The sequence below is a fragment of the Pseudomonas sp. LS44 genome, assembly GCF_024730785.1.
GTDB lineage: Bacteria > Pseudomonadota > Gammaproteobacteria > Pseudomonadales > Pseudomonadaceae > Aquipseudomonas.
In genome coordinates, this window is sequence record NZ_CP102830.1 from 1,843,361 (window position 1) to 1,870,137 (window position 26,777).

General features: G+C 59.1%; 25 protein-coding genes. 16 read left to right on the plus strand and 9 right to left on the minus strand.

Annotation, left to right across the window (positions count from 1 at the left end; translation table 11 throughout):
* Positions 1–95: 95 nt before the first annotated feature.
* On the minus strand, positions 96–347 hold the full coding sequence (oprI, locus tag NVV93_RS08295) for an outer membrane lipoprotei OprI (RefSeq protein ID WP_258253953.1): 252 nt from the start codon (positions 345–347) through the stop codon (positions 96–98).
* A 372-nt stretch (positions 348–719) separates the two neighbouring features.
* On the opposite strand from oprI, the gene NVV93_RS08300 reads away from it, so the two are divergent.
* Both NVV93_RS08300 and NVV93_RS08305 read left to right on the plus strand, forming a co-directional pair.
* Positions 720–1,985, plus strand: a complete 1,266-nt coding sequence (locus NVV93_RS08300) for a hypothetical protein (protein ID WP_258253954.1) — start codon at positions 720–722, stop codon at positions 1,983–1,985.
* Between the two features lie 18 nt (positions 1,986–2,003).
* On the plus strand, positions 2,004–2,285 hold the full coding sequence (locus NVV93_RS08305) for a GNAT family N-acetyltransferase (protein WP_258253955.1): 282 nt from the start codon (positions 2,004–2,006) through the stop codon (positions 2,283–2,285).
* A 55-nt stretch (positions 2,286–2,340) separates the two neighbouring features.
* Here NVV93_RS08305 and NVV93_RS08310 read toward each other — a convergent pair whose 3' ends face one another.
* Both NVV93_RS08310 and NVV93_RS08315 read right to left on the minus strand, forming a co-directional pair.
* On the minus strand, positions 2,341–3,417 hold the full coding sequence (locus NVV93_RS08310; protein ID WP_258253956.1) for a 3-deoxy-7-phosphoheptulonate synthase: 1,077 nt from the start codon (positions 3,415–3,417) through the stop codon (positions 2,341–2,343).
* A 175-nt stretch (positions 3,418–3,592) separates the two neighbouring features.
* The gene (locus NVV93_RS08315) at positions 3,593–4,006 is read right to left on the minus strand and encodes a PilZ domain-containing protein (RefSeq protein ID WP_258253957.1); all 414 of its coding nucleotides are present in this window, start codon (positions 4,004–4,006) and stop codon (positions 3,593–3,595) included.
* Positions 4,007–4,065: 59 nt separating this feature from the next.
* On the opposite strand from NVV93_RS08315, the gene NVV93_RS08320 reads away from it, so the two are divergent.
* The 4 genes from NVV93_RS08320 (at position 4,066) to cysB (ending at position 7,298) form a co-directional block, all read left to right on the plus strand.
* Positions 4,066–4,392, plus strand: coding sequence for a thioredoxin (locus NVV93_RS08320; protein WP_258253958.1), 327 nt, complete (start codon positions 4,066–4,068; stop codon positions 4,390–4,392).
* A gap of 305 nt (positions 4,393–4,697) precedes the next feature.
* Positions 4,698–5,603: a 5'-nucleotidase gene (locus tag NVV93_RS08325; protein ID WP_258253959.1), complete on the plus strand. Its 906-nt coding sequence runs from the start codon at positions 4,698–4,700 to the stop codon at positions 5,601–5,603.
* 97 nt (positions 5,604–5,700) lie between these two features.
* Positions 5,701–6,201, plus strand: a complete 501-nt coding sequence (locus NVV93_RS08330) for a universal stress protein (protein WP_258253960.1) — start codon at positions 5,701–5,703, stop codon at positions 6,199–6,201.
* Between the two features lie 122 nt (positions 6,202–6,323).
* A complete protein-coding gene (gene cysB / locus NVV93_RS08335) occupies positions 6,324–7,298 on the plus strand; it encodes an HTH-type transcriptional regulator CysB (RefSeq protein WP_258253961.1) in 975 nt (324 codons plus the stop codon).
* Positions 7,299–7,357: 59 nt separating this feature from the next.
* Here the strand turns inward: cysB and NVV93_RS08340 are convergent, their stop codons facing one another.
* Both NVV93_RS08340 and NVV93_RS08345 read right to left on the minus strand, forming a co-directional pair.
* Positions 7,358–7,705, minus strand: a complete 348-nt coding sequence (locus NVV93_RS08340; RefSeq protein WP_258253962.1) for a hypothetical protein — start codon at positions 7,703–7,705, stop codon at positions 7,358–7,360.
* A 4-nt stretch (positions 7,706–7,709) separates the two neighbouring features.
* A complete protein-coding gene (locus NVV93_RS08345) occupies positions 7,710–8,444 on the minus strand; it encodes a phosphoadenylyl-sulfate reductase (RefSeq protein WP_258253963.1) in 735 nt (244 codons plus the stop codon).
* 188 nt (positions 8,445–8,632) lie between these two features.
* Here NVV93_RS08345 and thrH point away from each other — a divergent pair, with 188 nt between their 5' ends.
* Positions 8,633–9,250 (plus strand): bifunctional phosphoserine phosphatase/homoserine phosphotransferase ThrH, encoded by a 618-nt coding sequence (gene thrH / locus NVV93_RS08350; protein ID WP_258253964.1) that lies wholly within the window; start codon positions 8,633–8,635, stop codon positions 9,248–9,250.
* A gap of 75 nt (positions 9,251–9,325) precedes the next feature.
* On the opposite strand, the gene pabB is transcribed toward thrH, so the two are convergent.
* Positions 9,326–10,675, minus strand: coding sequence for an aminodeoxychorismate synthase component I (gene pabB, locus NVV93_RS08355; RefSeq protein WP_258253965.1), 1,350 nt, complete (start codon positions 10,673–10,675; stop codon positions 9,326–9,328).
* Between the two features lie 156 nt (positions 10,676–10,831).
* Here pabB and NVV93_RS08360 point away from each other — a divergent pair, with 156 nt between their 5' ends.
* The 7 genes from NVV93_RS08360 (at position 10,832) to NVV93_RS08390 (ending at position 21,676) form a co-directional block, all read left to right on the plus strand.
* The gene (locus tag NVV93_RS08360) at positions 10,832–13,543 is read left to right on the plus strand and encodes a LuxR C-terminal-related transcriptional regulator (RefSeq protein WP_258253966.1); all 2,712 of its coding nucleotides are present in this window, start codon (positions 10,832–10,834) and stop codon (positions 13,541–13,543) included.
* 11 nt (positions 13,544–13,554) lie between these two features.
* The gene (locus NVV93_RS08365) at positions 13,555–16,257 is read left to right on the plus strand and encodes a LuxR C-terminal-related transcriptional regulator (RefSeq protein WP_258253967.1); all 2,703 of its coding nucleotides are present in this window, start codon (positions 13,555–13,557) and stop codon (positions 16,255–16,257) included.
* Positions 16,258–16,479: 222 nt separating this feature from the next.
* On the plus strand, positions 16,480–16,971 hold the full coding sequence (locus tag NVV93_RS08370; RefSeq protein ID WP_258253968.1) for a DUF6160 family protein: 492 nt from the start codon (positions 16,480–16,482) through the stop codon (positions 16,969–16,971).
* A 92-nt stretch (positions 16,972–17,063) separates the two neighbouring features.
* Positions 17,064–17,822 carry a C39 family peptidase gene (locus NVV93_RS08375; protein ID WP_258253969.1) on the plus strand — a complete coding sequence of 253 codons (759 nt, stop codon included), beginning with the start codon at positions 17,064–17,066 and terminating at the stop codon, positions 17,820–17,822.
* A 53-nt stretch (positions 17,823–17,875) separates the two neighbouring features.
* A complete protein-coding gene (locus tag NVV93_RS08380; protein WP_258253970.1) occupies positions 17,876–18,880 on the plus strand; it encodes a transporter in 1,005 nt (334 codons plus the stop codon).
* 18 nt (positions 18,881–18,898) lie between these two features.
* Positions 18,899–20,491, plus strand: a complete 1,593-nt coding sequence (locus NVV93_RS08385) for an outer membrane protein transport protein (protein WP_258253971.1) — start codon at positions 18,899–18,901, stop codon at positions 20,489–20,491.
* Positions 20,492–20,500: 9 nt separating this feature from the next.
* Positions 20,501–21,676: a MalM family protein gene (locus NVV93_RS08390; protein WP_258253972.1), complete on the plus strand. Its 1,176-nt coding sequence runs from the start codon at positions 20,501–20,503 to the stop codon at positions 21,674–21,676.
* 156 nt (positions 21,677–21,832) lie between these two features.
* On the opposite strand, the gene NVV93_RS08395 is transcribed toward NVV93_RS08390, so the two are convergent.
* From NVV93_RS08395 to NVV93_RS08405, 3 genes are read right to left on the minus strand one after another with little or no spacing between them, the layout of a single operon-like run.
* On the minus strand, positions 21,833–22,819 hold the full coding sequence (locus NVV93_RS08395; protein ID WP_258253973.1) for an alpha-L-glutamate ligase-like protein: 987 nt from the start codon (positions 22,817–22,819) through the stop codon (positions 21,833–21,835).
* Positions 22,820–22,822: 3 nt separating this feature from the next.
* A complete protein-coding gene (locus tag NVV93_RS08400; RefSeq protein ID WP_258253974.1) occupies positions 22,823–24,349 on the minus strand; it encodes an inactive transglutaminase family protein in 1,527 nt (508 codons plus the stop codon).
* 5 nt (positions 24,350–24,354) lie between these two features.
* Positions 24,355–24,891, minus strand: a complete 537-nt coding sequence (locus tag NVV93_RS08405) for an ATP-dependent zinc protease (RefSeq protein ID WP_258253975.1) — start codon at positions 24,889–24,891, stop codon at positions 24,355–24,357.
* A gap of 250 nt (positions 24,892–25,141) precedes the next feature.
* Here NVV93_RS08405 and NVV93_RS08410 point away from each other — a divergent pair, with 250 nt between their 5' ends.
* Together NVV93_RS08410 and prpB are read left to right on the plus strand one after the other, a co-directional pair.
* Positions 25,142–25,864, plus strand: a complete 723-nt coding sequence (locus tag NVV93_RS08410; protein ID WP_258253976.1) for a GntR family transcriptional regulator — start codon at positions 25,142–25,144, stop codon at positions 25,862–25,864.
* Positions 25,861–26,760 carry a methylisocitrate lyase gene (prpB, locus tag NVV93_RS08415; RefSeq protein WP_258253977.1) on the plus strand — a complete coding sequence of 300 codons (900 nt, stop codon included), beginning with the start codon at positions 25,861–25,863 and terminating at the stop codon, positions 26,758–26,760. The genes NVV93_RS08410 and prpB overlap by 4 nt, the downstream gene beginning before the upstream one ends.
* Positions 26,761–26,777 lie beyond the last annotated feature (17 nt).

The following is a 26,777-nucleotide window of genomic DNA, read 5'->3' on the forward strand; positions in this document are numbered from 1 at the left end:
CGGGTTTTTTTGTCCATGTAACTGCTCAGATTAAATATTGGTCAATAAAAAAGCCGACCCAGAAAACTGGGTCGGCTTATATAGCCTGAAGGCTATTACTTGCGGCTGGCTTTTTCCAGCATACGCAGAGCTCGCTCGTTGGCTTCGTCAGCAGTTTGCTGAGCCTTCTGAGCAGCAGCCAGAGCTTCGTCAGCCTTGCTGTAGGCTTCGTCAGCGCGAGCTTGAGCGCGTGCAGCTGCGTCTTCAGTCGCGGTCAGACGGGCTTCAGTTTCTTTGGAAGTGCTGCTGCAACCGGTAGCCAATACTGCGGCCAATGCCAGAGCAGAGAATTTCAGAACGTTGTTCATCGTGTTCCCCTTAAGGTGGATATTCCATAATAGCAACTCCTCGAGCTCGAGGAATTAGCCGGCCTACATACTACTCATTACTTTGGGTAAGTAAAACTGACAGAGCGCTAGGACGGCAATTTTTTTCAGCTGATTGAGCGTTTTGTAAGCAACTGGTAACGCCTTTGTTTAAAAAACATCCAGCCAAACCTATGAGGCGTTCAATCATCCTTTTCTTTGTAGCAGAATTTCCGATGCATGCGATTTGCCGACCGGTTCTTCCAAGGCGATCTTGAGTATGGCATGCGAGTAGCTGGCAACCTGCCACGCTGATAAGCTCGTTGACTAACTGTGCGGGATTATCAAAATAACTACGGTATCAAGGATGTACGCATGTCGAAGATCTTGAAGTGGGGGCTGCTGTCGGTTGTAGCGATTGCCCTGTTGATCAAATTGTCACTGTGGTTATCGGTGCGCTCGATCATGCAGGACGCCGTTGGGCGTTTGGCGCCGGTTATGGATGTCACCTACGGCGGCATCACTTCGTCGTTCGATGGTCGGGTAGGGCTGGAAAAGGTCAATGTCCGGGTGCCGGCATTGGGCGACAGCGTTCGCATCGAGCATGCCGAGTTGAAGTTCAACGGGTTGGGCGAATTATTGCGTTTCAAGGAGCGTCTGGCCGAAGGTAAGTTTCCAGAACAAATGGCACTGAGCCTCAAAGGGCTGGCCTTGGACGTGCATGGCCCATTTATGCAGCAGTTGCATGACATCCCGGCCGAGCGCAGCGTGTTTACTGCGATGAGCGAGGTGGAGTGCGGCAAAGTACGAAATATCGGTACTACCGAATTGCTGGAGATGGGTTACCGCACTTTCGAGACAGATGCGCAGATCGCATATGTATTCAAGCCAGGCGCGCAGACGCTGACTTTTAACATGAGCGCGGATACTCGCGACATGCTGGACATGCGCGTCAGTATGGCGCTGGCCAATATGTCGGAAAATCCTGGCGATCTTCGAGTAAATCCACCGCGCCTCAAGCACTGGACAATTGAACTGAACGACAACCAGTATCAGCGCAAAATTCAGATGTATTGCGCTGCTAAGCTCGGGCAGTCTGCCGAAGACTATGTGAATACGGCTGTGGAGCAACTGGATCGGGTATTACGTAGCCAACGCATAGCTTTGGATTCTTCAGTCCTTCAGGCGTATCGGCGCTACTTGCAGGATCCGCAATCCTTGCGCCTGGAACTCAGCCCCAGCGAGGGAATGAGTTGGGATGGCTTGCAGTTCTTTGACGCCAAGGACGTGATGACGATGATGCATCCAGTACTTTTGGTGAATCAGCAGTTGGTCACTCCGCTTGGATTTGCTTGGGTAGACCCTAACGCCGATAAGCCGCAAGTGGCTCAAGAGGTGATTGTTGCCGAGGCAACCGAATCAAAGCCTGCCGCTCAGCAGTATGAGTTCGTAAACGTTTCCAGCTTGTCCGACTATGCTGGTAAGCGCTTGCAGTTCGTCACTCATGATGGTGCCTATTACCAAGGTATTTTACGTAAGGTCGAGAACGGAAAAGCATTTCTAAATGTCCAATTCGGCTCCGGAAATGCAGAAATGTTTCTTCGGCTGGAAAAGATCGATAAGGTAAGGGTCATGCTTTAGACCCGCTGAGGAGCTGCGATGAGCGAGGTGTTGTCCATTATCCATGACCAAGCAGGTCACCAATTCGAAACCATCATCGACGGTGATCGTGCTTATCTGGCGTATATGGATCTGGGTAAACAGACCTTGGATATCTATCGGACGTTTGTGCCAAGTTCCTTGCGCGGAAGAGGCGTTGCGGCGGCTCTGACCGAGCGAGCGCTCGAATACGCCGAGCGCATGGGCTATACCGTGATTCCGTCTTGCTCTTATGTCGAGCGCTACATGGAGCGGCGTCAGCGGCCAAACGTAAGAAACTAAGATTTTATGGATAAAAAAACGCCGGGCATTGCCCGGCGTTTTTGTTCTTGCTGATTTAGTCCCGTTCGCGCTGAGGCAGCACATCTTTGAGCTTCGCATGCATGCTGCGGATGCTCTTTTCAGTGGTGTCCCAGTCGATGCAGGCGTCAGTGACGGAGATGCCGTACTGCAGTGCTCCCAAGTCTTTCGGGATCGATTGATTTCCCCAGCCCAGGTGGCTTTCGACCATCAAGCCAACGATGGATTGGTTGCCTTCAAGGATTTGGTTGGCGACGTTATCCATGACCAAGGGTTGCAGTGCCGGATCCTTATTCGAGTTAGCGTGGCTGCAGTCGACCATGATGTTCGGACGAATGCCTGCTTTGGCCAGTTCCTGCTCGCAAATGGCTACGCTGACCGAATCGTAATTCGGCTTGCCGTTACCGCCACGCAAAACTACATGGCCATAGGCATTGCCCTTGGTAGTGACAATCGAAACGCCACCTTCCTGGTTAATGCCGAGGAAACGATGCGGGCTGGAGACCGACTGCAGAGCATTGATCGCTACGGTCAAACCGCCATCGGTACCATTCTTGAAACCCACCGCGGAAGAAAGGCCGGAGGCCATCTCTCGGTGGGTTTGGGATTCGGTGGTGCGCGCGCCGATCGCTGACCAACTGATCAGATCTTGCAAATATTGCGGAGAGATTGGGTCAAGCGCTTCGGTGGCGGTAGGCAAGCCCATTTCTGCTAAGTCGCGCAGCAACTGGCGGCCGATATGCAGACCGTTCTGGATCTTGAACGAGTCATCAAGATACGGATCGTTGATCAAACCTTTCCAGCCGACAGTGGTACGTGGCTTCTCGAAATACACGCGCATGACCAGATACAGGGTATCGGCCACCTCGCTCGCCAGTTCTTTCAGGCGAGCTGCATATTCATGGGCAGCTTTAATGTCATGAATCGAGCAAGGCCCCACCACCACGAACAGACGATGATCTTTGCCATCGAGAATGTTGCGGATTACTTCGCGGCCGCTGGCCACGGTATGGAGGGCTGCGTCAGTAAGGGGGATTTCGCGCTTCAACTGATCGGGAGTGATCAGGGTTTCGTTGGAAGCAACGTTGAGGTCGTCGATCGGTAAATCAGCCATCGTGCAATTCATCAGCTCAAAAGTGTCGGGTTGCAAGTGCCGGCCGCCAGCCATTCCTGCTCGGCAAGGGCGGCGTCGTAGGCGCAACAGGGTTGGGAACCTTAGCGCGTTACCCGCCGGCTAGACAATGGGTGGGGATAGGTTTAATCCACCATAAGAGGGCGAAAGCATTAGTTCATAGGGCACTCGGGAAATCAGCAGCGTGTTGCGAAATCCATTCTTTGGCGATCACTTCCACCGGTAGGGCTTGTCCGGCTTGCCGTTCGCGCTGCATTCGGTACTGCTCGATTTGGCAGACCTGCTCCACCATGCGGGCGCGAAACAGCGAGTCTTCATCGATGAATGCGACACCTACCAAATAATCGCCCGCTTGTTTGCGGCACCAGGCGACGACACCCGCGCAGCGCGCCTGCTCGCCCAGCAAAGGGATGTGTAACTCCACCGCGGTGCCGCGGCGGAATCCCTTGATCGAGTTACAGGCCACGCCCCCCAAGCTGATATTGTGCAAGCGTTGTTTGGGTAGAAACGCGTGTTTACGCTTGATGAGTTCAACCGGCAGTTCGCTGGGATGACGCAAAAATTGTCGCATTGAGACGAATTCCAGGTGAGGGGGCTGTGCAAACCACGTCCAAGAACTTAATAGTCGGCATGGAACTGACCGATCTAGATGCCGATCGTCGACTGCTCGACCTGCCTGGCACCTCGTTGTTGGTATTCACCAGCATGGGCTGTGCCAGTTGCCGTTGGGCGCGTCGTGAACTACCCAATGTGGTTTTGCCGATCGACCGGCTGTGCTGGGTTGATGCGGGAAATAACGGGGGTTTGGTCGAGCGCTATGAAGTGTTTTATTTGCCGTCGATCTTTGTGATTCGTGACGGCTTTTATTACGGCCTCCTATCGTCGCGTTTGAACGCCCTCGATCTGCTTGACGCCCTTGAGCGAGCATTGCTGCGCCCTGTTGAGGAACTTCCCTGATATCTGATTTAGCACGTCCGCGTATTGGCATTATCGGTACCGGTGGCATTGTGGGTTTACGAATTGCTGCTGGTTCTGGCCTATCACTCGCGGAGCAGATGCCGCTCCGCGATTGGTGCTGGTCGGCGCCAAGACCGCCAGCAATCAAGTTTGCTCCCGGCGATCATTCAGGTGACGGCTCAAGACGCCGAGGTTGTGTTGTTACAAAATGGCTTGGCAGTGGAGTCGATGCGAGCTGCCGCGCATCCAGGCGCTGTATCAAACGTTACGCTTTCTCGATGAACGCAATCTGAGTTGAGGTCGATATGAGCAAAGGGCTGGGCGACAAGCTGGTCTTGGCGATTTCCTCGCGAGCGCTGTTCGATCTGCGCGAAAGCCACCGGATTTATGAGGCCGACGGCGTCGACGCCTATCGTCAGTACCAGATCGAGCATGAGGACGAGATTCTCATGCCGGGGGATGCCTTTCCTCTGGTAGAGAAGCTGCTTGGCCTCAATACCGTCTTGGGCCAGCCGAGGGTCGAAGTCATTCTGGTTTCGCGGAACAGCGCGGACACCGGTTTGCGTGCCTTCAACTCGATCCAGCACTACGGCTTGGGCATTTCCCGCGCGGCGTTCGTCGGCGGACGTAGTCCTGATCCGTACTTGGCGGCGTTCGGTTGCCAGCTGTTTCTTTCCACACATGCCGAAGATGTGCGCAGCGCACTGGCGTCAGGCTTCGGCGCCGCGACGATTCTGTCCGGCGGGCCACGGCGGGAAGCCAGCACTGAATTGCGCATCGCCTTCGATGGCGATGCGGTGTTGTTTTCCGACGAGTCCGAGCGGGTTTACCAGAAGGGCGGGTTGATGGCTTTTCAGGACCATGAACGCGAGTCGGCGCGTGAGCTGCTCGGTGGCGGCCCCTTCAAACCCTTCCTCTTCGCGTTGCATCGTTTGCAGCAGGAGTTCCCCAGTGAGGCCTGCCCAATCCGCACGGCGTTGGTAACCGCCCGCTCGGCGCCCGCGCACGAGCGAGTCATCCGCACCCTGCGTGAGTGGAATATCCGTCTGGATGAGTCGTTTTTTCTCGGCGGCTTGGAGAAGGCGGCGATTCTCGAAACTTTCGGCGCCGATGTGTTTTTCGACGACCAGTTGGGGCATTGCGAAAAGGCTCGCGAATTGGTCGCCACTGGTCATGTACCCCACGGGATTAGCAACGAACCCCAAGTGTAAATTTCACCGCTCATCTCGGCGCCGCCTGGCGCCATTGTTTTGCGCTTGGCACTGCTAAGCTCAAATCAGACTCGCCAGACCCCCGTCGAGGAGAGTGATGATCCGTTCGATTCTCTACGCCACTGATCTCGGCCTCTACGCGCCATTCGTGTTGCAGCATGCCTTGACGTTGGCCCAGGCCTTTCGCGCCGACCTGCATGTGATCCATGCGGTCGAGCCGATGAGCCTGTTCGCCGAGTCTGTGCTGAAAACCTATCTGGACCAGGACACCCTCGATGAAATGCGCAGCAAAGGCCTGCCGGCGGTTATGTCGAGCATTGAGGAACGGGTGCTAGAGGCGTTTCGGGATGAGCTCAGCGATGCCCCGCAGAATATTTCCATGATCCGCGCGGTGCGGGTTGTCCAGGGCGATCCGCCGCAAGTGATTCACGAAGAAAGCAAAAGGTTGGCGGTCGATCTGTTGGTGATTGGCAGCCATAGCCATGGCAACGAACTGGACGTTCCGATGGGGCGTACCGCCGCCCGTCTACTGCATCTGGCGGAAATGCCGGTGTACTTGGTGCCCCTCATTCAGCATCGGCAACGGTTGGAGCCGTGAACTGTTAGACGAATGGCAAGCAAAGTGGGGAAAAACGTCTAGTTTTATTCTTCTAACCATTAATATGGTTATATACCGCCGCTGGTGTAATCAGCGTCGTATTTTTGCTTTGAGGGATATCTATGAAGCTTCAGCAACTGCGTTACATCTGGGAAGTAGCGCACCACGACCTTAACGTGTCTGCCACTGCGCAAAGCCTGTACACCTCGCAGCCTGGTATCAGCAAACAGATTCGTTTGCTGGAAGACGAGTTGGGCGTCGAGGTTTTCGCGCGTAGCGGCAAACATTTGACCCGAGTTACGCCGGCTGGCGAGCGGATTATCACCACCGCTGGGGAAATTCTGCGCAAGGTTGAGAGCATCAAGCAAATCGCGCAGGAGTTCTCCAACGAGAAGAAAGGCACACTGTCGATCGCCACCACGCACACTCAGGCGCGCTACGCCTTGCCGCCAATCATCAGCAGTTTTATCAAGCAGTACCCGGATGTCGCTCTGCATATGCACCAGGGCACACCCATGCAGATTGCCGAAATGGCCGCCGATGGCACCGTCGATTTCGCCATTGCCACCGAAGCGCTGGAGCTGTTCGGTGATCTGGTGATGATGCCGTGCTACCGCTGGAACCGTTGTGTGGTGGTACCGCAAGGGCATCCGCTGACCAAGCTGCCGAAGCTGACCCTGGAAGCGCTGGCCGAGCATCCGATCGTGACTTACGTGTTCGGCTTCACCGGTCGTTCGAAGCTCGATGAAGCCTTCAACCATCGTGGCCTGTCGCCCAAAGTGGTATTCACCGCCGCCGACGCCGACGTGATCAAAACCTATGTGCGACTCGGTCTCGGTGTGGGCATCGTGGCCAAGATGGCCGTCGATCCGAAGCTCGATACCGACTTGGTGGTGCTGGATGCCAGCGAGTTGTTCGAGTCCAGCGTGACCAAGATCGGTTTCCGGCGTGGCACGTTCCTGCGCGGATTCATGTGCGACTTCATCGAGAAATTCGCCCCGCATCTGACCCGCGACATGCTGGCGAAGGCCGTGCAATGCCACAACAAGTCCGAGTTGGAAGAGTTGTTCCATGATGTGGAGCTGCCGGTTTACTGATTCGGCGCAGAGATAAAAAAGCCCGGCCAAGTGCCGGGCTTTTTTATGCGAGCGCTGGCTCAAAGCCGGTCGAGGCCATCGCGCAGGGCCAGTGCTGCCAAGTCTTCGGGCGTGGTGCTGGGCGCTTCTTTGCCGTGAGGCTCCAGCACCTCATGGAGGAAGGCAAGGAACACGCTGTAAACCTGTTCGCGGCCATCGTCCTGGCGAACCACGAAGAATGGCGCGGCCTCCACGCCGTAGTGCTGAGCAACCATCCAGCCAGCGCTGCCGGGGTCGCGCTCGTCGGCGACCAGAATGCGGTCGATATGTCCCAGGTGACCGCGCCGCTCGAGTTGTTCGAGCACATCGCGACATTTGCGGCAGTCCTGCCCGTCGGCCAGGACTTTTTTCACCAGGGTGATGCGCATAGGTTCAGCTCTTCGCGATCAGGTTACCGGCGTGTAGCCCGCATTCCTTCTGAGTGGCTTCCTCCCACCACCAGCGACCTTCGCGCTCGTGCTGGTTGGGCAGTACCGGACGCGTGCAGGGCTCGCAACCGATGCTGATGAAACCGCGTTCGTGCAGGCTGTTATAGGGCAATTCGAGCATGCGAATGTACGCCCAGACTTCTTCGCTGCTCATCTGCGCCAGCGGGTTGAACTTGTACAACGGTTTTTCAGGGGTAGAGAAGGCGCTGTCCACTTCCAGAGCGGCCACGGCGCTGCGCGTGCCCGGGCTCTGATCGCGGCGCTGACCGGTGGCCCAGGCGCGAACGGTGGACAGCTTGCGCTTCAAGGGTTCGATCTTGCGGATCCCACAGCACTCGCCGTGACCATCCTTATAAAAGCTGAACAGACCCTTTTCCTTGACCAGCGGCTCGAGCAAGCGCGGATCCGGGGAGATCAGTTCGATGGCGATGCCGTAATGCTCACGTACCTGTTCGATGAAGCGGTAGGTCTCCGGATGCAGACGGCCGGTATCCAGGCTGAATACCTTGACGTTCTTGTTCAGCTTCCAGGCCATGTCCACCAGCACCACGTCTTCGGCGCCGCTGAAGGAAATCCACAGGTCGTCGCCAAAATGTTCGAAAGCAAGCTTGAGAATGTCCTGCGGGGACTTGTTGGCGTAAGTCGCGGCTAGCTCGGCGACGTTGAAAGGATGGCTCATCAGGCGTTTTTCCTAGGTTTGGTGGCGCTTGGGCGCTCTGTGCTGTGGATGGTAACAAAAAGCCCCCAATGGCCTAAATAACCAAGCGGCGTCCCTCCGGTCATCAAGGCTATAACCCTGGATTGCACCTGTGCAGGTGAGCCGTTAGAGTGCCGCCTTCTTCTTGCTAGCTCACCTGGGAGTGTCCTGTGGAAATCGCCTGTCTCGACCTGGAAGGGGTCCTGGTTCCAGAAATCTGGATCGCCTTCGCTGAAAAAACCGGTATCGATGCGCTCAAGGCCACCACCCGGGATATTCCTGACTACGACGTGCTGATGAAGCAGCGTCTGCGTATCCTCGACGAGCACGGCCTGAAGCTCGCCGATATCCAGGAAGTGATCGCCACGCTGAAGCCGCTGGATGGTGCCGTGGAATTCGTCAACTGGCTGCGCGAGCGGTTCCAGGTGGTGATTCTGTCGGATACCTTCTACGAGTTTTCCCAGCCGTTGATGCGCCAGCTGGGCTTCCCGACCCTGCTGTGCCACAAGCTGATTACCGACGAAACTAACCGCGTGGTGGATTACCAACTGCGCCAGAAGGATCCCAAGCGCCAATCCGTGCTGGCCTTCAAGAGTCTCTACTATCGGGTCATCGCCGCTGGCGACTCGTACAACGACACCACCATGCTCAGCGAAGCCCATGCCGGCATCCTGTTCCATGCGCCGGAGAACGTGATCCGCGAGTTCCCGCAGTTCCCGGCGGTGCACACCTTCGAAGACCTCAAGCGCGAGTTCATCAAGGCGTCCAACCGTCAGCTGAGTCTGTAAGGATTCAGCCCATGAAAAAGCCCGCTTCGGCGGGCTTTTTCATGGGCGAGATTTATGGATCGAAAGGTGCCGGCGCTATGCGCTGAGCTGCTCCAGGGTATCCAGCAGGACTTTTACCTTGGTAATCGACTCTGCATATTCGGCCTGCCAATCCGAGTCGGCGACGATGCCGCCGCCGCCCCAGCAGCTGGCCTGGCCATCTTTGATCAGCAGGCTTCGGATGGCGATCGAGCTGTCCATCTCGCCACGCACATCCAGATACAGCAGCGAGCCGCAGTAGATCGCTCGGCGAGTAGGCTCCAGCTCGTCGATGATCTGCATCGCGCGGATCTTCGGTGCGCCGGTGATCGAGCCGCCGGGAAAGCTGCCCGCGAGCAGATCCAGCGCATCTTTGCCAGGCGCGAGCTCGCCCCTGACGCTGCTGACCAGGTGATGCACGTTGGGGTAACTCTCTAGGGCGAACAACTCCGGCACGCGTACCGAGCCGGTCTTGCAGCTGCGCCCGAGGTCATTACGCAGCAGGTCGACGATCATCAGGTTTTCCGCGCGATCCTTGCTGCTGGCGAGCAGTTCGGCGGCCTGCGCGGCATCCGTGCTGGGGTCGCCGCCACGCGGTCGAGTGCCTTTAATGGGCCGGGTTTCCACCTGGCGCTCGCTGACCCGCAGAAAGCGCTCCGGCGACAGGCTGACAATGGCGCCACCATCCTCTAGGGCGAGAAATGCCGCAAACGGTGTCGGACAGCTCGCCCGCAACGCTTGATACGCGCTCCACGGATCGCCCTGGCATGGCGCGCGAAAGCGTTGGGCGAAGTTCACCTGATAGCAGTCGCCGGCCTGGATGTAGGCCTGAATGCGTTCGATCGACTGGCGATAGCGAGCCTCGCTGAGATCGGCCTGAAATGGCGCGTCCAAGTGAAAGGGTGCCGGGCGAAGGGTAGCGGGCTGGCTGAACAGGGCGATCAAGCGCTGCCGTTCGCTGTCGGCGAAGCTTGGATGAAAAACCAGTTGGCTGGTGCGCAGCTGGTGATCGCTGATCAGTGCCCAGGGATAGATGCCCAGGCGCGCATCGGGCAGCTGCAGGTCATCCACCGCCTGAATAGCCATCCATTCAAGGTGGCGGGCGAAGTCGTAGGCGAGATAACCAATCAACCCACCCACGAAGGGTAACTCGCAGTCCTCCGGGGCGCTGGCCGGACCCAGCTGGGCGAGGGCGCTGCGGGTCCGTTGCAGGAAATCTGTGGCCGATTCGTCATTGGCCGGTGACAACTGCGCCAATGGCTGCGCACTTATTAAGTCATAGCGTCCACGCTCGGCCGCCGGCCGGCCGGCATCCAGCAGCACCGCCCCCGGCAAATGACGGACGGCGGCGAAATAGTGAGCAGGATCGGCCTGATAGGGCAGAACATGGAGCGAACAGGTTGGCATGCGCGACTCGGGCGGGCTTGGGAGACGATTGTAATTCGCCGTCGGCATTCGTCCTAGAGCTGCTGCACGGGTTTACGGCAGCGCCACGGGCTGATAAGTATGGGCGGCGAAGTTAGCTCCGATTACAACAACAAAAATAATCGAAGGACCCAGTCCATGGACGTAGTGCTCGATCCTGCTGCTGGTAGTTTGCTGCGCTCCAAACTCATACCGCCGCAAGTCCCTGCCGATCACGTGGCCCGTCCGCACGTCCAGGAGGCGCTGGCCGCGCATCGGCATGCGCGGCTGCTGCTGTTCTCTGCGCCGGCTGGGTTTGGCAAGACCACTGAGCTGGCGGTGATCGCCGAGCGCCATCGCGATACGGGACGAGCAGTCGCCTGGTTGTCCCTGGACTCGGAAGATGACGATCCTTCGAGGTTTTTCCAGCAACTGATTAAAGCCCTCGGTACCGTGATTCCCGGCTTCGGCGGCAATGCCCAAAACTTTCTCCTAAACACCATGCGTGTGCCGGTAGTGGCGGTGATGGAAAGTCTGCTGGCCGATCTCTGTCAGCACGATCAGCCGCTTCTGCTGGTCCTAGACGATCTGCACCTGCTTCAGGACGGCGAACTGCTCACCGCGCTTAATCGCCTGGTCGCCCTGGCGCCGGCTGGATTCATCCTGGCGATTGGCACTCGCGCTCAGCCGGCGTTGCGCTTGGCCACCTGGCGGGCCAAGGAACTGCTGCTGGAGATCGGTCCGCAAGAGCTGCGCCTGAGCAAGGCGCAAACCCGCGACTACCTCGAACGCCTCGGCTTGCAGCTGGACGTGGCGGCGCACGACAGCCTGTACACCCAGACCGAAGGCTGGATGATCGGCGTGCATCTGGCGGCGCTGCTGCTGCGTAACCAATCGCTGACCGCTGAGCAAATGACCAGATTCGGCAGTGACCAGGTGGCGGTGGGCGACAACCTGCTGAAAACGGTCTTCGAGCAGTTGCCCAGTGATATGCAGGACGTCTTGCTGGCGTTGGGCGTGGCCCGGCAATTGAGCGGCGATCTGGCCAATGCGCTGACTGGCCGGCAAGACGGTCAGGCATTGCTCGAGCAGCTGGAAACCATGCAGTTGTTCCTCCTGCCGCTGGATCGCGAGCGTCAGTGGTATCGCTTTCACAATCTGTTTGCCGACTTTCTGCGCGCGCGCCTCAAGGAGCGCGACCCGCAACGCTTCAGCCACCTGCATTTCAACGCCAGTTTGTGGTTCGCCAACCACCATATGCAGAACCTGGCGATCGAGCACGCCTGCCTGGCCGACGATCCGGAAATGCTCGCCGCGCTGATCGACGGCTGTGGTCTGGAGCTGGTCAATCGCGGCCAACTCAACCTGATTCATCGCTGGCGCCAGCAGGTGCCGGACGCGATTGCCGAGCGCTATCCGGTCTTGGTTCTCGCCGATGTGTGGACGAGGGCGGCGGAGCTGTCGCTGCCCGAGGCCAATCGCATGCTCGATGAGCAGCTGGCGCGCTGGACCAGCACGAAGCGCGAAGGCGGGTTTGGCGATCGGGCAATGGCCGCGCTGACGATCAAGTCGGTATTGGCCATGCAGAAGGACGATCTGGAAACCTGTATCCAATTGGCCCAGCGTATCGAGGGCCAGCTTGGGCAGCACAGCGCGTTTCTCGAAGTGGCGATGCTGATTCTCGGCGCCTTGGCGCACGTGATGCTGGCGCAGCCCGATCAGGCGCGTCGGTTGCTAGCGCTGGCCCAGCAGCGCAAGCATTTTCTCGAAGGTCGCTATCTGGACATGCAGCTGGCCAACGTCGAGATTCTCCTGTGCCTCGAACAAGGTCAGGTGCGCCAGGCGCAGTTGTCGTTCGAACAGCTGCAGATGCGTGTGTTGCCCTGGTTCGGCGAGCGCTCGCGGGCGTTGGCGTTGCCGGTCATCACCGATTCGTTGATCGCCTATCAGCAGGTCCGCCTGGAAAATATCGAAGAGCGTCTGCGCTGGGCGCTGGCGACCGTCGATGTAATCAACCCGATCGATCTGTATGCCCAAGGCATGCTGATTCTGGCGCGCAGCCAGCGCATTCACGACAAGCCCAAAGAGGCGCTGGCCAGCCTGGTACTGATGCAAAACCTGGCGGCGCGCAATCAGGCCTGGCGTTTCTACGTGCAAGCCGTGGGCGATGAAATCGCGATGATCTTGCAGGAGCCGGCGACCGACCGCTTGAAGCGCGCCGAGCAACGTTTCGCCAGTATTGAATGGAGCAAACTGGCATCCGGCTACCAGCACATGAGCTGCAATCCGGTGCTGTGGATGCAAGGCCTGACGCGGGTGCGCTTGCAACAGGCGCGCGGTCACTACAGCGAGGCGCTGCACGAGATCACGCAACTGCGTGGCCAGCTACAAGCAGGCTGGCATGGCTTGCAGCGCCTGCGTCTGGATTTGCTCGCCGCGCTCAGCTATCAGCGCCTGGGTTATCAGGAGCGCGCCCAGTCGTTGCTGGTGCAATGTCTGATCACCGCCGAACGCGAAGGCGTGCGGGCGCTATTCATCGAAGAAGGCGAAGCGATTCGCTTGCTGTTGCAGCAATTGGAGGCGGCCGAGCGTCAGCCGGGCTTGCAGGTCTTCATTCGCGGACTGCTGAGCGTCTGGCCTGGACACGCCGCGCGCAAGACTCTCGATGTGCTGGATGAAGGGCTCACCGAGCGTGAGCGCGAAGTGATTTGTCTCGCCGCGCGCGGGATGTCCAACGAGGAGATCGGCCAACAGTTGGAGTTGGCCTTGGGCACCGTCAAATGGCACCTGCATAACATCTACGAGAAGCTCAAGGTACGGAACCGGACGCAAGCCATCCGTCGTGCCCGAGAGCTCAATTTGCTGGACTGAGGAGTGCGCGCTTGTCGAATCTGAATGCTTTACCTCTGCTGCGCACCAAACTCTTCCCGGCGCCATACGAAAACCGTCCACAACTGCCGCGTCCGGCGCTGATCGAGCGTCTGGTCGCCGCCAAGGATCATCGCCTGGTGGTGCTGCATGCGCCGGCCGGCTATGGCAAAAGCACGTTGCTCGGCCAGTACCGCCAGTATCTGCTCGCCCGCGGAGCTCAGGTGGCGTGGCTGTCGTGCGATGAGTCGGATAGCGAGCCGCGGCGCTTGATGGAATATCTGGTTGCCGCGGTCCGGGTCATCGCGCCGGATTTCGGCGTTAATGTCGGTCGCCTGTTGGACGGCGATGAGAGCTGGCTGCCGGAGGCGCTGATAGATGCATTTGTCGTCGATCTCGAGCGGCTGCCCGGCGATATTTACTTGATGCTCGATGACTTCCATCGCATCCGTCATCCGTCGATGCGCCAGGTGGCGCGCTATCTGATCGAGCGTCTGCCACGCAATCTGCGCTTGATCACCGGCATGCGCTACAAACCTCACCAGCTCAATACCAAGTTCAGTCCGGCCTGGCTGTTTTCCCTCGGCGCCAAAGACTTGAGCCTGAGCGGCGAGGAAACCGCACGCTATCTGCGCGAGATCAAGGGACTGCCGCTCAGCAATGCTGAAGTGAACATCCTGCAGGTGCGCACCGAGGGCTGGGTAACGGCGCTGCATCTGGCGGCGCTGGCGTTGGCGGTGCATCCGGATCGGCGTGCGTTTCTCGCTGGCCTGTCGGGTACCGAGCGCACTATTGCCGACTACCTGAGCGAGGACGTGGTCGCCAGGCTGCCGGAAGGTATTCAGCTGTTTCTCGAGCAGACATCGGTGCTCGATGAGCTCAATGGCGATCTGTGCAACGCCCTGACCGGACGTAGCGATGGCCAGGAAACCCTGACGCGCTTGTATTACGGCCAGCTGTTTCTGGCCCGGTGTGGCGAGCAAAAGCAGTGGTTTCGCTATCATCCGGTGTTTGCCGAATTTCTTCAGAGTCGCTTGGCCAAGCGCGGCGACTCGACATTGTTGCTGCATGCAGCCGCGCGCTGGTGTGAAAGCCACGAGCTGCCGGAGCGGGCGATCCGTTATGCGGTCCGCGCGCGCGATTTCAGCTTCGCTGCCGACCTACTCGAACGCCAAGGTGCCAACCTGATTGCCAGCAATCGGGTCTACGACATCCTCACCATGCTCAAGAGCGTGCCTGCCGATGTGATTCGTGAGCACCCGGTGTTCCAGGTCTTCTATGCCTGGCAGTTGGCCTTCGATCAGCGCTTCGCCGAAGCCGAGGCGCTGATCGAGGAAGTCGGCTCGCGTCTGTTGCAAGGGCGTGGCCGACCGATGCATTTCGGCCTGATGGAGCTGTTTGCCGCCGCCCAGGTGCTCAAGGCTTTGGTGTTGTTGTACCAGGACAAGCTGGAGAGCTGCCTGAAGGTCGCCCGCCACTGGTTGGGCATGGCGCCTGACAATCAGCCGGTGTTCCGCGCCAGCCTGTCGTGCATTCAAGCGGCCGCCTATGCACTCCTTGGCGAGTACGGTGAGGCGGGCAAGTCGATCGCTATCGCGCGGGATAACCTGCGGCTGGCCAGCAGCGACTATCTGCAGGCCATGACCAGCCTGATCGAATCACTGATCTGCAAAGAGCACGGCGAACTGGAGCGCGGCCGCGCCGTGGCCGAATCCGCGCGCGAGCTGATCGAGCGTATTTTCGGTCGCCGCAGTCGGGTCGGCGGCCCGCTGGCGCTGGCGTATGCCGACCTACTTTACGAACAGGATCGTCACGCGGCGATTCTTGCCGAATTGCCGCTGGCCACCACCTGGCGCGATGTAGCCACGCCGGTTGAGTTGATCAGCCGCGGCAAATTGGTCATGGCGCGCGCGCGTTTCTTCGCTGGCGAGCCCGAGCAAGGCCTGGCCGAGCTCGATGAGTGGCTGGCCGAATTGCAGGGTGCTCGTTTTGAACGGGCATTCGCTCTGGGCATGAGCTGCAAGGTGCAGTTCCTGCTGTGGTTGCGTCGTCCCAACGAAGCCGAGCGCATTTGTTTGCAGTTGCAGCAGTACTTGGCCAGTTTGCCGGCTCGCTATCTGGATACCGACACTGCACTCGCGCTGACCGAAGCGCGCTTGTCGCTCAGCGAGCGGCGTGCCGACAGGGCGCAGGCGTGCCTGGAAGAGTGCCTGGCCAAACAGACGGCGGAACACCAGCGCGACCGGCGTTTGCGCCTGTCCTTGTTACTTTCTGTGGCGTACTGGCGCAAAGGTAACAGCGAAAAAGCCTTTGCCTTGTTTCAGCCAACTTTGGAAGAAGCCTGGAGCAGCGGTTACCGGCGGATGTTTCAGGACGATGCGCTATGGCTCTTGCCGTTCTGGGAAGCCTGGCAAGCCGTCGAACCGAAACGTGCGGTGGCCTGGCAGGGCGTCGCCGAAATGCTCCGCGAGCAATGCCGCAGATTATCCGTCGACTACCAAAGTCTCGATGAAAATCAGGATGTTAGTCACCGTGAGCGAGAAATTTTGCGTTTCGTTGCGGCTGGTCTGTCGAATCGAGATATCGCCCATACGGTGCATTTGTCGGAGGCCACGATTAAGTGGCATCTGCACAATTTGTTTTCCAAGTTGGGGGTGCGCAGCCGCACCCAGGCGGTACTCAAGGGCAAGAGCATGGGGTTGCTGAGCGAGTTGTAGTGCGGAGCAAATGCGGCCTGCCATTCGCCATCCCTTGGATAGGCTGGCAGGCGAGGGCGACGACAGTAATTTGAGGTTCAGGGCGGGAAGCACGGTGCTTCACGAGTCCAGGCTGGCGGTAATAGGGAAGCCACTGTTAGTCGACCGGCGTGAGTCGGTCCAGTTGTCAGGACAGGATGTCCGCGACAGCTACCTCATCTGTGAATCTTGGAGAAAACAACAATGACAAATTTCAAACAACTGGCTCTCGCTGCAGCGATTCTGGCCGCTCCGTTCATGGCACAAGCCGACCTCAAAGCAATGGATGACAGCAGCCTTTCCGCTGTGACCGGTCAGGACGGTATCAGCATCTCCGGTAACTTCAGTGGCTCGATTGGCAACGTGGCCTACATCGACGAGGGCAGCGCGCTGAACCTCAGCGGCATCGCCTTCAACGGTTTCTCCATTTCCGATAGTAGCCCGCTGACCGTCGACGTGGTCACTACCAGCATCACTCCAGCCGGTGGTGGGACAGCCGTCGCCACCAAGCAATTGGCTATCGGTCTGCCGAGCATGACCGGTACCCTGACGGTGGCGAAAATCAACGTTGGCGGCGCTTACACCGCCGCCAGCGGCGCGACCCCGGGCGCTCTGTCCGGTGGCAGTAACATCGGTGGCCTGGCGATTTCCGATATCAACATGGGTGGCACCATCGTTAAAGTCTGGGGCCACTGAGTTCGCTCGGTCCGCATGACTCGAAAAGCCTTATCAGCCCCGGCTGGTAAGGCTTTTCTCCTAATAAGAAAGTCGCTTTACCAGGACTGCTGATGATCGAAATTCTCGTGGGTAGCCTGATTGGCCTGTTCGGTTTTACCGAGGCTGTGGATACCAAGCCGCCGCCCCAGGGGACAGTCAATATCACCCAGGCGCTGGTGCCCGGGACGTACCGCGAATCGGTGACGCTCGAGCCGATGAGCCAGTTGCAGTTTCGCAACGTCATTCGCCAAGCCTACGACTACAGCTGCGGTTCGGCCGCGCTGACCAGCCTGCTGGATTATTTCCTCGGCCGTAACCTGGAAGAACGCCAGGTCATGGAAGGTCTGCTGCGCTATGGCGAGGCGGACAAGATCGTCGAGCGCCGCGGTTTTTCGCTACTCGACATGAAGCGTTTCGTCAGTGCGCTCGGCTACAACAGCGGCGGTTTCCGCGCCGAGTTCGCCGACCTGGATGCCCTTGAGCATCCGGCGATCGTGCCGATCCACTATGCCGGCTTCAAGCATTTCGTGGTCGTGCGCGATGTGTACAACGATCACGTGTTCGTCGCCGATCCGGCGCTTGGCAATATCAGTTTTACCCGTACCCGCTTCGAGGAAATCTGGGACCAGAACGTCCTGTTCGTGATCTTCCCCAATGGCCAGGAACCGCATAACGCCATGGCGCTCACCGAGCGCGACCTGCGCATCATCGATGACCGTACTGTCAGCCTGCTGGCGTTCCACGATTTTCCGCAGATGAGCAAATTCCTCGACAACCAGGCCGACGAACTGGGCTCCGGCGGCGACATTCAATACATCCGTAGAAAGTGACAGTGCAGCCACTGCACTGCCCGACATAACAAGAAATTACTGGGGATAGCGTCATGGGTTTTAACGGTTATGCATGGCTGGCCCTGCTGGCGCTGACGACTGCGCAACCCCTCTGGGCCGATGAGCCGTCTGTGGACGAAGCGCGCGATGCGTTGAGCAAGAAAGACGACGACGCCGACAGCGCCAAGGCGCTGGAACAGGTGTTCCAGGCTGCGGAGCAGAGCTACACGCTACTCAAGAAGGGCGAACGCACGCTGACCTATGGCTTCGATTATTCCTTGCTGCGCGACACGCAAATCCAGTCCGTGCGCACCGGTGACGAGGTGTACAGCGTGGTCACGCAGGCCGAAGCGCAGCACACCTTCACCAACTCGTTCACCTTCGACTACGGCATCTGGGACAACCTGACCTTCAGCATGCGTTTGCCGTTGGTGGCCAAGTACGATACCGAGCGTGAGATCGACGTATATAGCCTCGGCGATATCTCCGCCAGCCTGCGCTGGCAGCCGTGGTCGTCGGCGCGTGGCAAGCCGGTTACCACGCTATACGCGACCCTTGGCCTGCCCACCGGCACCAGCCCGTACGACATCAATAACAACAATGACCTGGCGACCGGCAGCGGTTTCTACAGCATCGGTGGCGGGGCGAACATGTCCTACGTGATCGACCCGGTCGTGTTGTTCGGCTCGCTGGGCTACACCTACAACGTGCCGGTCTCGGGCCTGCATCAGGTGCGCGGCGGACGTGAGCTGAACAAGGTCGATCCCGGTTCCGCGATCAACCTGAGCATGGGTTTCGCCTACGCGTTGTCGTACGACGTATCGCTGTCCACCTCCTACCAGATGTCGCAGAGCTTCAAGCCGACCTACACCTTCGCCGATGCCAGTTTCGATGGCACTGAGCAGACCAGCGCGATCATGAACTTCTCGCTGGGCCTGCGGACCTCGCCGGATTACATCGTCAACATCAATGCCGGTTTCGGCATGACCGAAGATTCGCCCGATGTGTTGCTGGGGCTGTCCTTGCCCCTCGACATCAAAGGCCTGAAGGCCCCCTAAGCGGCGAGCGAACTGGTCATGACTATGAAAATATCGCCGCTGGCCCGAGCGGTTGCCGGGATCACCTTGCTCTGGGGCGGGCTGGCGCACGCGCAAATGGCGCAAAACCTGACCATCGGCAATCCCAAGGCGATGGCCATGGGCAACGCCATCACCGCGGATTACAGCGGTATCGATGCGGTGCATTACAACCCGGCGGCGCTGACCAAACTCAAAGGTCGGCAGACCATGGTGAAGTTCCTCACCGGGGTGATGGATATCCGCGCCGACTTCGATGCGCCGTCGGATTACGGCAGCAATTTCCTCGGCCTGGACAACGACCCGGTGGCCAACCAGTCCAGCCGCACCACGACGGCCGCCATGTATTTGCCCGGCCTGGGTGGCGCCACCGAGGTGCCGGTGCTGTTCGCCCCGCTGGCGGGTTTGTCGATCACACCGCCCGGCTCGAAGTTCACCTTCGCCACCGATGTGTATGCCCCGCAAGCGCTGGGCTATCAACGCGATGACGACGACCCTGGGCGTTATCAGGGCAAGGAAGTGGTGCTGCAGCGCATCACCTATTTTTCGCCGTCGCTGGGTTATCAGGTCAACGACGAGCTGTCGATCGGCTTGTCGATCGGCTTTTCCCACCAGGCGGTGGCGCTCAATCAGGACTTTCGCGCCCCCGGCGTACTGACCGGTTTTACCGGTGTGGCGCAGGATGCGCTGTGCACCATCGAGGGCAACCCGTTCGAAATCCTGCTGAATATTTGCGGCGGCGATCTTGGCCCGTTCACCGACATCGCCAACATTGATGTCGACATGCAGCAGTCACTATCGCCGACCTGGAACGTCGGTTTCCTCTGGGAGCCCTACGAGTGGTTGGCCTGGGGCGCGGTGTATCAGAGCGAGGCGAAGATGCACTTGCAGGGCAAGTATCGGGTCGACTATTCGCAAGATTGGCAGGGCTTCTGGCAAGGGCTGGACAGCTCCTTGATCGGTGCGATCTTCAGCAGCATCACCCCGGATGGAGTGTTCGACGAAGAGGCCGGCAACGTGTCGATGGACCTGACCTATCCGGCGCATTTTTCCACCGGCATCAAGGTCAACCCGCTGCCCAAATGGCAGGTCAACTTCGACGTCAAATGGACCGATTACGCGTCCTGGAAGGAATTCAAACTGGAATTCGACCGGCCGCTGGACGTGCTGAAGATTGCCAGTCTGTTCTCGCCGGACAACGCCACCGCGACCACCATCACCCTCGACCGGGATTACGAGTCGGTATGGAGTTGGGCGCTGGGTGTGCAGTACGACGTCAACGACCGCCTGAGCCTGCGGGCGGGCTACGAGCCGCGGCCTTCGGCGATTCCCGGCAACAAGGCCGATGCACTGGCACCGATCGGCGATGCCACGTTGTACGGTTTGGGCGTCGGCTATCGCTGGGACAAAGACACGACGATCGACCTGGGTTTCAACTATCTGGTCAGCAAGCAGAGCATCGATGCCCGGTCGAGCTGCAACATCAACTGCTCGGACATCGACAGCATGGTGTACAACCCGTATGCCGATCTGGATGTGGATACCACCGTCAAGGCCTACATCCTGGCCCTGACTTACCAGACCTCTTTTTGAGTCGCCGCCATGACTATCGTGACGCGTCTATTTCCAGCCCTGGCAGTGCTCTGCACCCTCGCAGCGAGCGCCACGGCAATCGCCAGCCAAGGCCGCTATCTGACCTGGGTGGACGACCAGGGCAGGGTGCATAACACCTTCGTCGACAACGCCTACGGCGAGCAGCAGCGCCAGGCTGCGCGGAGGATCAACCTGAGCGATCAGGCGCGCCTCAATGACGACAGTGCGGCGCGTTGGCCCGGCAGCAAGAGCAGCAACGAGAGCAAGCGCCGCTACTACACCTGGGTGGATGGCGGCGGCAATTTGCAGAACAGTTTCTACGCCGGCGATCAGCAGTTGCCTGGGCGCGCCGATCAGCTACTGCCCAATGGCGAGCGCGCCGGGGAATATATCGATGCTGATGTGCTGGAGGGCCGCGGTTATACGCGACCGGAGCAGGGTAGTCCGTATTACACCTGGGTCGATGAGCAAGGCCGGATGCGCAACTCGACGGTCGCGCCAGCCGGGCGTCAGGCGGACGCCGCTGCTGGTCAACCGATTGCCTTCACCGAAGGTCGGCAGGTCGAGTTTTCTGGCAAGAAAGCGCTCCTGCCGGGCCTCGACGGCCAACCGACCAGTGCCATGCAGGCGCTGCTGGCGGGCAGTAAAGGCGCGGATGACGGTGGTCTCTATCAAAGCTTGCTGGATCAATGCTGCGGGCAATTGGCCGAGGACGCGTTTACCGAGTTGTCGGCCGATGAGTCGCGTTATGAAGAGCTGAATCGCTTCTCGCCGAGCTTCGACTTTCCCATGGGGCGCAGCTATTACGCGGCGCTCAAGCTCCCGCGCTCGCAGCGCACCTATGGACTGCGGGTGCGCAGTTTTGCCAATAAGCAGGTGGTTTATCCGTCGCTGCTGTTTCTCGACGAAGCCAAGCGGCCGACGCGCCTGGTCAGTGACGCGGTCTACCAGCTGCACGGGGAAACCTGGTACCGCTACGCCTTCATCGAGGGCACCGTGCCGGTCAAGGCCGCCGAGGGCGAGCGCTATGTGTTGCTGCTGACCACCGATGAAGATCGCAACCTGAATACCCTGGACAACAAACCCTTCAAGCGCCCGCTGCAGAAGCTCGCCGTCGATGAAGCCGGCATGCAGAACCACGCGCACAGCGACGAAGGCGGCTTCGAACTGGCAGTCGTCAAGTAGTCGCGATTGCAGAGTTTCGACGTTTCGTAGGAGGGGTCGAGGCACGCAGCGTCGATACCCATCGAATAGCGACCAGCCTCGGGCGCAGAGGCAAACCAGTCAGCCCACCAATAAAAAAGCCCGGCGGTGTGCCGGGCTTTTTTATAGCGGATCGAGTCAGACGTGCACTTGCTGCACATGGCCAAACAGGCCTTGGGCGAAGCGCACGCGTTCTTCCGGTGTTTCCACGATGCCCTTCGCTTCCATTTCGGCCAGCCGCGCCTCGACCGCATGGGCGCGCTTGGTCAGTCCACAGTCGTTGGCGATCTGGATGTTCAGGCCGGGGCGCGCATTCAGCTCGAGAATCAGCGGGCCCTTATCCTGATCGAGGACCATGTCCACGCCGATATAACCCAGCCCACACAGCTCGTAGCAGCCGGCGGCAAGCTTCATGAAGCCGTCCCAGTTGGGCAGCTGCACGCCATCCACCGCATTGGCGGTATCCGGGTGCTTGGTGATCTTGGCATTCAGCCAGGTGCCCTTGAGCGTCACCCCGGTTGCCATGTCGACACCCACACCAATGGCGCCCTGGTGCAGGTTGGCCTTGCCGCCGGACTGGCGCGTCGGCAGGCGCAGCATGGCCATCACCGGGTAGCCCTTGAGCACGATGATGCGAATATCCGGCACGCCTTCGTAGCTGATGCTCTTGAAGATCTGGTCCGGGGTTACCCGGTACTCGATCAGCGCGCGGTCGCGGTGACCACCGAGCGAGTAGAGGCCGGTGAGGATGTTGGAGATCTGATGCTCAATCTCGTCATGGCTGATGATCTTGCCGGAGACGGTCTTGTAGCGCTCCTCGAAACGGTCGGCGATCACCAGGATGCCATCGCCGCCAGCACCCTGCGCGGGCTTGACGACGAAGTCGCTGCGCCCACCGATGATCTCGTTGAGCTTGTCGATATCCTTCTCGGTTTCGATGATCCCGTACATTTCGGGAACATTGATGCCGGCTTCGATGGCACGCATCTTGGTGATGATTTTGTCATCGACGATCGGGTACAGGTGCCGTTGGTTGTACTTCAGCACGTAGTCCGCATTACGCCGATTGATGCCCATGATGCCTTTGGCTTCCAGGGCTTTCCATCGCTTGATCAGGCCGAACATGGCTTAGTCCTTGAGGAAGGCTTTGAAGCGGAACAGCTCGGTCAGGCGGTAGCCGCGATAGCGACCCATCGCCAGCATGAAACCAACCAGAATCATCAACACCGCCGGGAAGGTGAACACGAAGTACACCAGCTCCGGAATGCCCATCACGATGTGCGCCAGTGACGCGGCGAACAAGGTGCCGATGGCCGCCTTCATGGCATGGGCGGCGCCACGTTCTTCCCAGGTGATCGACAGACGCTCGATGCTCATGGTCAGGATCACCATCGGGAACAGCGCGACGGACAGGCCGCTGTCGAAACCAAGTTTGTGGCTGAGCAGGCTGATGGCCGCGATGGTCACCACCACGAACGTCAACACCACCGACAGGCGCGGCAGCATCTGCAGCTTCAGGTGTTCCAGATACGAGCGTAGTGACAGACCCAAGGTGGTAATCAGGGTGAAGAGCCCGATCCCCCATTCCAGGCCGGTTTCGCGGAAGGCGAGGGCGATCAGTACCGGGGTGAATGTACCGAGCGTTTGCAGGCCGATCAGGTTGCGCAGGATCAGGATCACCAGCACGCCGATCGGGATCATGATCATGATCTGGAAGGTCTGCTGGGTCGACAGTGGCAGGCCATACAGCGAGTAGCCGAGGAAGTCGGCGTCGGTGTTCTCGTCGGTCAGCTTGGCCAGGCGGATCGCATTGATCTCGCTGTTGTTGAGGTTGAAGCTGACTTGGGCCTTCTTACCGCCATCCACGCTGATCAGCGGCTCATCGCCGATCCACCAGATCAGGCGGTCATTCGACATACCCTGTTCGCCGGTTTCCGGATTGAAATACAGCCAGTTCTCGCCGTTGAAGCTACGCAGCCAGAGTTCCGGGGTTTGCGGTTGATCGGCAATCAGGCGCAGGGTATGCACGCGCTCCATCGGCACATGGGCGATGGACAGCAGCAACTCGATGGTCTTGGCCTTGTTGACGGTTGACGGGTCGCCGGCCAGGAGCAGTTTGACGTTGTCATCGTTGAGGTTGTTGACCCGCTTGATGGTCTCGCTGATGAACGTTTCGACATCCGCTGAGTGTTGACGGATCGGTGCCAGCAATGCCTCGGCAGCGATTTTCTCCGGACCTTCCACGGCAATGCTGTCACGGAAGATCGGCCCGTTGATTTTGACTTTCTCACCGCTGTAGCGCTTGGTCAGCACCAATCGGTAATACAGGGTCTGATTGCCACTGGCGCGACGTGCCGACCAGGTGACCTTACGGTTGCCATCAATGCGATTGATGCTCACGCCGTAGTTATTGGAGACGAAGCTCTCATTCAGGCTGACGTAGTCGCGGCTCAGCGGCGGTACGAACATTTGCACCTTCACCGGACTCTTCGGATTGGCCTGGAATTCGACCTTGGCGTCGATATTCCACAAGTCGTCGGTTTCATCCTCGGTAACCGGGATGCCTACGATGAAGATCTGATAGCCCGTGATCAGAATGCCCAGGGTCACCAGTACGGCGATCAGGACTTTCAGATGAAGGTTGAGAGAGCGCATGTGAATTACTCTGCAGAATTTGCGTCGGTGGCACAGCCCGGCTTGCCGGCTGCATATTTAAGGCTCGGGTCGATCAGGGCGTCGAAGCGTTTGAGCGCCTCGGAGCCGATAAGAAGCGGGTATTGGAAGGCACTACGGTCGGTGAGGTTCACTTCGATATTGCGCAAGCTTGATCCCATGCATACATCCATCTCGATCACCGGACGCGCGGTATAGGCCTTTTCTTCTTCGGCGTTGTAATCGCCGGCGCGGCGTTTGATTTTGCTGATGCGGGCTAGCGGACGCTCAATCGGGTGGCTGTGCGCATCATCGATAGCCAAATAGAAGCGCACCCAGGTTTCCCCGTCACGTTTGAAACGTTTGATGTCGCGAGCACTGAGCGAAGCCGTCTTGGCGCCGGTGTCCAGTTTTGCCGCGACCTGAATGTCGAGGTCCGCGAGCTGCGCGTATTCGTTGAGGCCATAGACAGTTTTGTCAGCCGCGAGACTCAGGCCTGACGAAAGTAGAAGGCAACACAACAGGGTAAAGGGCTTGAATCTCATAAGTCCTAATGCGTAGAGCAATCGCTAGGAAGGCGGCTGGGGCGGTCGACTGCCCAGCCAGGCGGGGCGCCGGCATTCTAACATGTGCTGTTTCAGCCGCGACAGGCGCTTATAGGTGTTTGTGTAAGTGAGGCGGCGTCGGCTGGGATATTTGCTTATTAGTTGATTGTCGACAATCCGACTGAACTGTTTGACAGTAACGCTGCCTCGGGGTAATTTTCGCCCGAATATTTAACGGTGTGTCGACAATATGCTGGACGTCATCGACGAACCCCTGGCTATCCAGGGTGATAGCGAAACGCTTGCCGAGCACGTGTTCCGGCGTATTCAGGCGGCCATCGTCAAAGGCGAAATCGCTCCCGGCAGCAAAATTTCCGAGCCAGAACTGGCGCGTACCTACGGTATCAGCCGTGGCCCACTGCGCGAGGCCATCCATCGCTTGGAAGGGCAGCGCTTGCTGGTGCGCGTGCCGCATGTTGGCGCGCGCGTGGTATCGCTCGACCATGCCGAGTTGATCGAGCTCTACGAAATTCGCGAATCCCTCGAAGGCATGGCCTGCCGGCTGGCCGCCGAGCGTATGAGTCGCGAAGAAATCGATGAACTGCGCCGTCTGCTCGATCTACATGAGCAGGATGCTGCGTTTCAGGCTGGCGTTGGTTATTACCAGCAGGAAGGCGACTTCGATTTCCACTACCGGATCATCCAGGGCAGCGGCAATCGCACCTTGACCCAAATGCTCTGCGGCGAGTTGTACCAGCTGGTGCGCATGTACCGCCTGCAGTTCTCCGCCACGCCGAATCGGCCACGCCAGGCCTTCAACGAGCACCACCGAATTCTCGATGCCATCGCCGACCGAGACGGCGAATTGGCCGAGTTGCTGATGCGCCGTCACATCGGTGCATCGAAGCGCAATATCGAACGCCATTACCTTGGCGCTAATGCACAGACAACCACTCCACGAGGTGAGTCATGAGTTCGCTTTCTTCCGTCAAGAGCAGTCCAGGTCAGCGTTTTCGCGACGCCGTAGCCGCTGAACATCCGCTGCAAGTTGTTGGCGCGATTAACGCCAACCACGCCCTGCTGGCCAAGCGTGCCGGCTTCCAGGCTATCTACCTGTCCGGTGGCGGTGTTGCTGCTGGCTCGTTGGGCCTACCGGACCTGGGCATCACCGGCCTGGACGACGTGCTGACCGACGTGCGTCGCATCACCGACGTCTGCGACCTGCCGCTGCTGGTCGACGTTGACACCGGCTTCGGCTCCTCGGCCTTCAACGTGGCGCGTACCGTCAAGTCGATGATCAAGTTCGGCGCTGCTGCCATCCACATCGAAGACCAGGTTGGCGCCAAGCGTTGCGGCCACCGTCCGAACAAAGAAATCGTTACCCAGCAGGAAATGGTCGACCGCATCAAGGCCGCCGTTGACGCACGTACCGATGACAGCTTTGTGATCATGGCGCGTACCGACGCGCTGGCCGTCGAAGGCCTGAACTCCGCGCTGGATCGCGCTGCCGCCTGCATCGAAGCCGGCGCCGACATGATCTTCCCGGAAGCGATCACCGAACTGGCCATGTACAAGACCTTCGCTGACCGTGTGAAGGCGCCGATCCTGGCTAACATCACCGAGTTCGGTGCTACCCCGCTGTACACCACCCAGCAGCTGGCCGAAGTGGATGTATCCCTGGTCCTCTACCCGCTGTCCGCTTTCCGCGCCATGAACAAGGCCGCCGAGAACGTTTACACCGCGCTGCGCCGCGACGGCACCCAGGCGAACGTGATCGACACCATGCAAACCCGCATGGAACTGTACGAGCGCATCAACTACCACGCGTTCGAGCAGAGCCTCGACGCGCTGTTCGCTGCGAAGAAATAACCGGAGCAGGCCGCCTT

Coding starts and splice junctions, on each gene's coding strand:
- oprI (WP_258253953.1), bottom strand. CDS start 347: ATGAACAACGTTCTGAAATTCTCTGCTCTGGCATTGGCCGCAGTATTG.
- NVV93_RS08300 (WP_258253954.1), top strand. CDS start 720: ATGTCGAAGATCTTGAAGTGGGGGCTGCTGTCGGTTGTAGCGATTGCC.
- NVV93_RS08305 (WP_258253955.1), top strand. CDS start 2,004: ATGAGCGAGGTGTTGTCCATTATCCATGACCAAGCAGGTCACCAATTC.
- NVV93_RS08310 (WP_258253956.1), bottom strand. CDS start 3,417: ATGGCTGATTTACCGATCGACGACCTCAACGTTGCTTCCAACGAAACC.
- NVV93_RS08315 (WP_258253957.1), bottom strand. CDS start 4,006: ATGCGACAATTTTTGCGTCATCCCAGCGAACTGCCGGTTGAACTCATC.
- NVV93_RS08320 (WP_258253958.1), top strand. CDS start 4,066: ATGGAACTGACCGATCTAGATGCCGATCGTCGACTGCTCGACCTGCCT.
- NVV93_RS08325 (WP_258253959.1), top strand. CDS start 4,698: ATGAGCAAAGGGCTGGGCGACAAGCTGGTCTTGGCGATTTCCTCGCGA.
- NVV93_RS08330 (WP_258253960.1), top strand. CDS start 5,701: ATGATCCGTTCGATTCTCTACGCCACTGATCTCGGCCTCTACGCGCCA.
- cysB (WP_258253961.1), top strand. CDS start 6,324: ATGAAGCTTCAGCAACTGCGTTACATCTGGGAAGTAGCGCACCACGAC.
- NVV93_RS08340 (WP_258253962.1), bottom strand. CDS start 7,705: ATGCGCATCACCCTGGTGAAAAAAGTCCTGGCCGACGGGCAGGACTGC.
- NVV93_RS08345 (WP_258253963.1), bottom strand. CDS start 8,444: ATGAGCCATCCTTTCAACGTCGCCGAGCTAGCCGCGACTTACGCCAAC.
- pabB (WP_258253965.1), bottom strand. CDS start 10,675: ATGCCAACCTGTTCGCTCCATGTTCTGCCCTATCAGGCCGATCCTGCT.
- NVV93_RS08360 (WP_258253966.1), top strand. CDS start 10,832: ATGGACGTAGTGCTCGATCCTGCTGCTGGTAGTTTGCTGCGCTCCAAA.
- NVV93_RS08370 (WP_258253968.1), top strand. CDS start 16,480: ATGACAAATTTCAAACAACTGGCTCTCGCTGCAGCGATTCTGGCCGCT.
- NVV93_RS08375 (WP_258253969.1), top strand. CDS start 17,064: ATGATCGAAATTCTCGTGGGTAGCCTGATTGGCCTGTTCGGTTTTACC.
- NVV93_RS08380 (WP_258253970.1), top strand. CDS start 17,876: ATGGGTTTTAACGGTTATGCATGGCTGGCCCTGCTGGCGCTGACGACT.
- NVV93_RS08385 (WP_258253971.1), top strand. CDS start 18,899: ATGACTATGAAAATATCGCCGCTGGCCCGAGCGGTTGCCGGGATCACC.
- NVV93_RS08390 (WP_258253972.1), top strand. CDS start 20,501: ATGACTATCGTGACGCGTCTATTTCCAGCCCTGGCAGTGCTCTGCACC.
- NVV93_RS08395 (WP_258253973.1), bottom strand. CDS start 22,819: ATGTTCGGCCTGATCAAGCGATGGAAAGCCCTGGAAGCCAAAGGCATC.
- NVV93_RS08400 (WP_258253974.1), bottom strand. CDS start 24,349: ATGCGCTCTCTCAACCTTCATCTGAAAGTCCTGATCGCCGTACTGGTG.
- NVV93_RS08405 (WP_258253975.1), bottom strand. CDS start 24,891: ATGAGATTCAAGCCCTTTACCCTGTTGTGTTGCCTTCTACTTTCGTCA.
- NVV93_RS08410 (WP_258253976.1), top strand. CDS start 25,142: ATGCTGGACGTCATCGACGAACCCCTGGCTATCCAGGGTGATAGCGAA.
- prpB (WP_258253977.1), top strand. CDS start 25,861: ATGAGTTCGCTTTCTTCCGTCAAGAGCAGTCCAGGTCAGCGTTTTCGC.